Origin of the sequence: Bradyrhizobium sp., from assembly GCF_049581145.1 — a bacterium.
Taxonomy (GTDB): domain Bacteria; phylum Pseudomonadota; class Alphaproteobacteria; order Rhizobiales; family Xanthobacteraceae; genus Bradyrhizobium.
Genome location: NZ_JBAURI010000466.1, coordinates 1 through 4,578, shown reverse-complemented (window position 1 = coordinate 4,578; position 4,578 = coordinate 1). Strand labels below are relative to the sequence as shown.

Genomic DNA, 4,578 nt, shown 5'->3' with positions numbered 1-4,578 from the left:
GCGCAAGCTCTGCGCGGTCGATGACGAGGATATCGTCGACATGATCGGCGAAATCCGGCATCTCAATCCGAAGCCGGGATTGAGGTTCGGCGCGGCGCGCATGCAGACCATGGTCCCCGACGTCTATGTGCGGCCAGGGCCCGATGGCGGCTGGCATGTTGAGCTCAATAGCGACACCTTGCCGCGCGTGCTGGTCAATCAGACTTATTATACCGAATTGTCGAAGACGATCCGCAAGGATGGCGACAAGTCCTATTTCACGGATTGCCTGCAGAACGCGACCTGGCTGGTGCGCGCGCTCGATCAGCGAGCCCGCACCATTCTGAAGGTTGCGACCGAGATCGTGCGCCAGCAGGATGGATTCTTCACCCACGGCGTCGCTCATCTGCGGCCGCTCAACCTGAAAGCGGTGGCGGATGCGATCCAGATGCATGAATCGACCGTGTCGCGCGTGACCGCCAACAAGTACATGGCGACCAATCGCGGCACATTCGAACTGAAATATTTCTTCACCGCCTCGATTGCTTCCGCCGATGGCGGCGAGGCGCATTCGGCGGAAGCCGTACGTCACCACATCAGGCAGCTGATCGATGCGGAAGATCCGGCTTCGATCCTCTCCGACGACACCATCGTGGAACGGCTGCGCGAGGCCGGAATTGAAATTGCCCGCCGCACGGTCGCAAAATACCGCGAGGCGATGCGAATCCCGTCCTCGGTGCAGCGCCGCCGCGATAAGCAAAGTGCGCTGGCGCTGCCGACCTGAAGTATCTCGCCCCGATTGCGTCCGCGTCGATTCGCGATAGTGTCGGACTTCTCCAGCTCGATCCCATCGAGGCATTCCATGACTCTCAGGATTTCCGGAAAAAGCATCAGCGTCGGCGACGCGCTACGCGGACGCCTCAGCGAGCGGACCGAGGAGGTACTGCGCAAATATTTCGACGGCAACTATTCCGGTCATATCACGCTGAGCAAGGATGGCTTCGGTTTTCGGACCGATTGTGCGCTGCATCTGGATTCCGGGATCACGCTGGAGGCGGAATCGAACGCCCCCGACGCCTATGCCAGCGCGGACCAGGCATTGCTGATGATCGAAAAGCGCCTGCGCCGCTACAAGAGCCGGCTGAAGGACCGTTCCGCCCGGAAAGCCCACGCGGCCTCGGCCGCGATGGCCGAAATGATTGCGCCCCTGGACGCGCCGAGCTACGTGATCGAGGCTCCGGCCGAAGGCGACGACGACGTGTCCGGCTACAATCCGGTGATCATCGCGGAGGCGACCACCGCCCTGAAGCGGCTTTCGGTCAGCGAAGCCGTCATGGAGCTCGATCTGACCGGTGCCGCCTGCCTGGTGTTCCAGCATGGCTCAAGCGGCCGGATGAACATCATCTACCGACGTTCGGACGGCAATATCGGCTGGGTCGATCCTCCGGCAGTAAAATCCTGACGGATGGCTTTTTGATGCTTTTTGGCGCCTTTTCGCGATGGCCCATCGATTTTAAGGCTAGGATGCGAGAAGCTCCTCGCAGGTGTTGGCACCGCCGCCCCGTTGGAGTAGAAGCCCCCACATCAGGACCCGGACATACGCCTGTCTGCCGTTTCGGCTTCTTGACGTCGGCTTCTCAAGGCCTATTTCGCAACCTGATGGTCAATTCACCTCGGAACGCCCCATGACGATTACCGATCTGGTCGCACCCGAGGCGATCCTCCCGGCGTTGAAGGTCAACAGCAAGAAGCAGGCATTGCAGGAGCTCGCCGCAAAAGCGGCCGAGCTCACGGGGCAGAATGAGCGCGCGGTGTTCGAGGTCTTGTTGCAGCGCGAGAAACTCGGCACCACGGCGGTCGGCTATGGCGTCGCCATACCCCACGGCAAGCTTCCTAAGCTCGAAAAGCTGTTCGGCCTGTTCGCCCGGTTGGAGCGCCCGATCGACTTCGAAGCGATGGACGGCCAACCGGTCGACCTCGTATTCCTGCTGCTGGCGCCGGAGGGCGCCGGGGCCGATCATCTGAAAGCGCTGGCCCGAATCGCCCGCCTGCTGCGCGACCAGGACGTCGCCAAGAAGCTGCGCGCCTCGCGCGATGCGCAGGCGATCTATTCGGTGCTGGCACTGCCGCCAGCAAGCGCGGCCTGACTCGTACACAAAACGCGGCGCGGCCGGCGCTTGAACGCGACGGGACTGGGATTTGCCCGGATAGGGCGCCGTGCCATCTGTGTTCTCTCGTGCCCGTTCGAGGCGCGCCGGCGGCGACGCAACACGATCGGCGTGTGCGAGGCTCATCCGGGCGCGCAGAGTGCGCCGGCTTCGAGATGCGTCGTCATCGTCATGCCCTGATGGGTGATGCGCTGGCGGAGCGGTCGCAGCAAATAGCGGACAGTTTTGCTGTCGTCGTGGATGCTCGCTCGGCCCACTTCGCTAAATCCCAGTGCGGCATGAAGCGCGTCCGAGGCGGGATTTGGTGGCTGCGCGTTGACCTCGCAGACGATTCGCTCGTGGCCAGCCTGCTCCGCCTGGTCGAACAGATCGCGATAGAGCAGCCGCGCATAACCGCGCCCGCGGGCCGATGGCGCGACCACAATCCGGTCAACATAGACAAAGCGTGGATAGCGGGCACGAAACCAGAGAAAGTTCGGGCTGTCATAGGGCGCGTCCTGATCGAACGCCACGATGAACGCATCGAGATGGCCAATCCGTCGCGCCATGAAGGCATGTTCGACCAGATATTCGAGCCGCCTCGGCTGCAGCCATGACAGCTCCTGCACATGCGTGTTGTTGAGCGCAAGAAGTGCATGAGCGAGCGGCTGTGCGGGCGCCGCTTCAACTCTTGATATCTGTTGGTATTCCATATCGGCACTCCGGTTCGCTCATGCCTGAGAGGTATCCGGAGAAATCGACGAACAAATGGCGCGGGGCCGGCCTCCACTCGACGAGGTCTGGCGCCCGCGCGTCTTTACGGTGTTCTTGTCTGGACCCGCAAACCGAGGCCTTCAAAACGTGCCACCGATCCTGGCGTTCGATCTTTGCCTTCGACGGCGGCCCGTTCGCCGTCAGTGCACGCTGACGGCCTGCAATTCGTTGCTCCAGGCGTTGGCGATCGCGGCCTCGCGGCTGTCGGTCAGCATGATCGGCGTGCCGTCCGCGGCATGCAGCGCGAACAGCTTCAGTCCTGGCGCGATCTTGGGTGCCTGCGGAAACAGCTCCGGCACGTCCTCCGAGCGAATCTGCTTCACATAGGCGATATGGCCCTCGCCAAGGGTCTCAAGCGTCTCCAGCGAGACGCGCGGCTCGTAGGCAACATTCCCGTCTGTCATGGTCTCGACTCCTGTGTCGAACTAAGCGGTCGAGTCCGCTACTCGTTCCATTATTCGTGTTCATTGATAGCGATTGTCTTAACGATCCTCTCCGGTTCAGGCCGGGCCAGGTCGATGGACAACAACCCGTTCTTCAGATCCGCACCCAGTACCTGCATCCCCTCCGCCAGTACGAAAGTGCGCTGGAAGTGACGCGCGGCGATGCCGCGATGGATGTATTGCCGGGCTTTGTCATCCTGCTGCCGGCCGCGGATGACGAGTTGATTTTCCTCAATAGTCACATCAAGTTGGTCGCGGGTGAATCCGGCAACCGCCAGCGTGATGCGCAACCGCTCAGGCTGGCCATTGCTGCGTTCACAGCGCTCGATGTTGTAGGGAGGATAACCGTCGGCACCCTTTACGACCCGATCGAGCACCCGCTCGATCTCGTCGAACCCCAGCAGAAAAGGACTGGATAACGAAGGAACACGAGACATAGTTTACAAAGTCCTCTCGAAGCGACTTTGAAGTTTCAGGGCCCTTGCGGCACCCCTTGCGGAACAATATGGGCACGATGGCGGAGTGTTCAAGCACCTGAAGGGACTGCAGGAAAGCCGTTAGGAAGCTATAAGTCGAGCCGCGCGCGGCCGTCCGCGCGAAACAAATGCAGCTTTTCGCGCGGCGCTGCCACGGTGATCCGTTCGCCGATCGCAGGACCGCTCTGCCCGGGGATGCGGACCAGGATTTCGCCCGGCGGCGGTTCGCCGGGTCTTGCGCTGATGGCCGGCCGGCCGCCCTGCTTCGAGCGCAGCCCGTAAATATACGTCTCCGCCCCCACCCGCTCGATGGTCTCGACCGTCAACTCGAGCGCCAGGCCGCCGGCGGGCGCCGCGTCATCGGACAGATGGAAGTCCTCGGGGCGGATCCCCAGGATGCCGGCATCGCCGGTCCCTTCCACGCGGAGGTCGGAATTGCCGAGCGGAATCAGGTTCATCGGTGGCGCACCGATGAAGGAGGCAACGAAGGTCGTCGCGGGCTTCTGATAGATGGCGAGGGGATTGCCGATCTGCTCGACCTGGCCGCCATTCATCACCACCAGGATATCGGCGAGCGTCATCGCCTCGAGCTGGTCGTGGGTGACGTAAATCGAGGTGGTGCTCAGCCGACGCTGCAATTTTCGGATCTCGACTCGCATCGCAATCCGCAGCTTGGCGTCGAGGTTGGACAGCGGCTCGTCGAACAAAAACACCTTCGGCTGCCGGACGATAGCGCGGCCCATCGCCACGCGCTGTCGC

General features: G+C 62.2%; 7 protein-coding genes. 3 read left to right on the top strand and 4 right to left on the bottom strand.

Annotation, left to right across the window (positions count from 1 at the left end):
• The 3 genes from rpoN to ptsN all read left to right on the top strand — a co-directional run.
• The coding region (gene rpoN / locus WCB02_RS15395; RefSeq protein WP_423959190.1) for an RNA polymerase factor sigma-54 at nucleotides 1-763 on the top strand (763 nt) is incomplete at its 5' end.
• A 78-nt stretch (nucleotides 764-841) separates the two neighbouring features.
• Nucleotides 842-1,441 (top strand): ribosome hibernation-promoting factor, HPF/YfiA family, encoded by a 600-nt coding sequence (hpf, locus tag WCB02_RS15390; RefSeq protein WP_423959188.1) that lies wholly within the window; start codon nucleotides 842-844, stop codon nucleotides 1,439-1,441.
• Between the two features lie 223 nt (nucleotides 1,442-1,664).
• Nucleotides 1,665-2,126, top strand: coding sequence for a PTS IIA-like nitrogen regulatory protein PtsN (gene ptsN, locus WCB02_RS15385; RefSeq protein WP_423959185.1), 462 nt, complete (start codon nucleotides 1,665-1,667; stop codon nucleotides 2,124-2,126).
• 143 nt (nucleotides 2,127-2,269) lie between these two features.
• On the opposite strand, the gene WCB02_RS15380 is transcribed toward ptsN, so the two are convergent.
• From WCB02_RS15380 to WCB02_RS15365, 4 genes are all read right to left on the bottom strand, one after another.
• Nucleotides 2,270-2,839, bottom strand: a complete 570-nt coding sequence (locus WCB02_RS15380; protein ID WP_423959183.1) for a GNAT family N-acetyltransferase — start codon at nucleotides 2,837-2,839, stop codon at nucleotides 2,270-2,272.
• A 201-nt stretch (nucleotides 2,840-3,040) separates the two neighbouring features.
• Nucleotides 3,041-3,304, bottom strand: a complete 264-nt coding sequence (locus WCB02_RS15375; RefSeq protein WP_423959181.1) for a DUF1150 family protein — start codon at nucleotides 3,302-3,304, stop codon at nucleotides 3,041-3,043.
• Between the two features lie 50 nt (nucleotides 3,305-3,354).
• A complete protein-coding gene (locus WCB02_RS15370) occupies nucleotides 3,355-3,780 on the bottom strand; it encodes an Hsp20 family protein (RefSeq protein WP_423959180.1) in 426 nt (141 codons plus the stop codon).
• Between the two features lie 128 nt (nucleotides 3,781-3,908).
• A partial coding sequence (locus WCB02_RS15365; protein WP_423959178.1) for a TOBE domain-containing protein occupies nucleotides 3,909-4,578 on the bottom strand: 670 nt, incomplete at its 5' end.

What these genes read in the sequence shown, in the direction of transcription:
- WCB02_RS15375 (WP_423959181.1), bottom strand. Translation starts at nt 3,304, where the DNA reads ATGACAGACGGGAATGTTGCCTACGAGCCGCGCGTCTCGCTGGAGACG.
- ptsN (WP_423959185.1), top strand. Translation starts at nt 1,665, where the DNA reads ATGACGATTACCGATCTGGTCGCACCCGAGGCGATCCTCCCGGCGTTG.
- hpf (WP_423959188.1), top strand. Translation starts at nt 842, where the DNA reads ATGACTCTCAGGATTTCCGGAAAAAGCATCAGCGTCGGCGACGCGCTA.
- WCB02_RS15380 (WP_423959183.1), bottom strand. Translation starts at nt 2,839, where the DNA reads ATGGAATACCAACAGATATCAAGAGTTGAAGCGGCGCCCGCACAGCCG.
- WCB02_RS15370 (WP_423959180.1), bottom strand. Translation starts at nt 3,780, where the DNA reads ATGTCTCGTGTTCCTTCGTTATCCAGTCCTTTTCTGCTGGGGTTCGAC.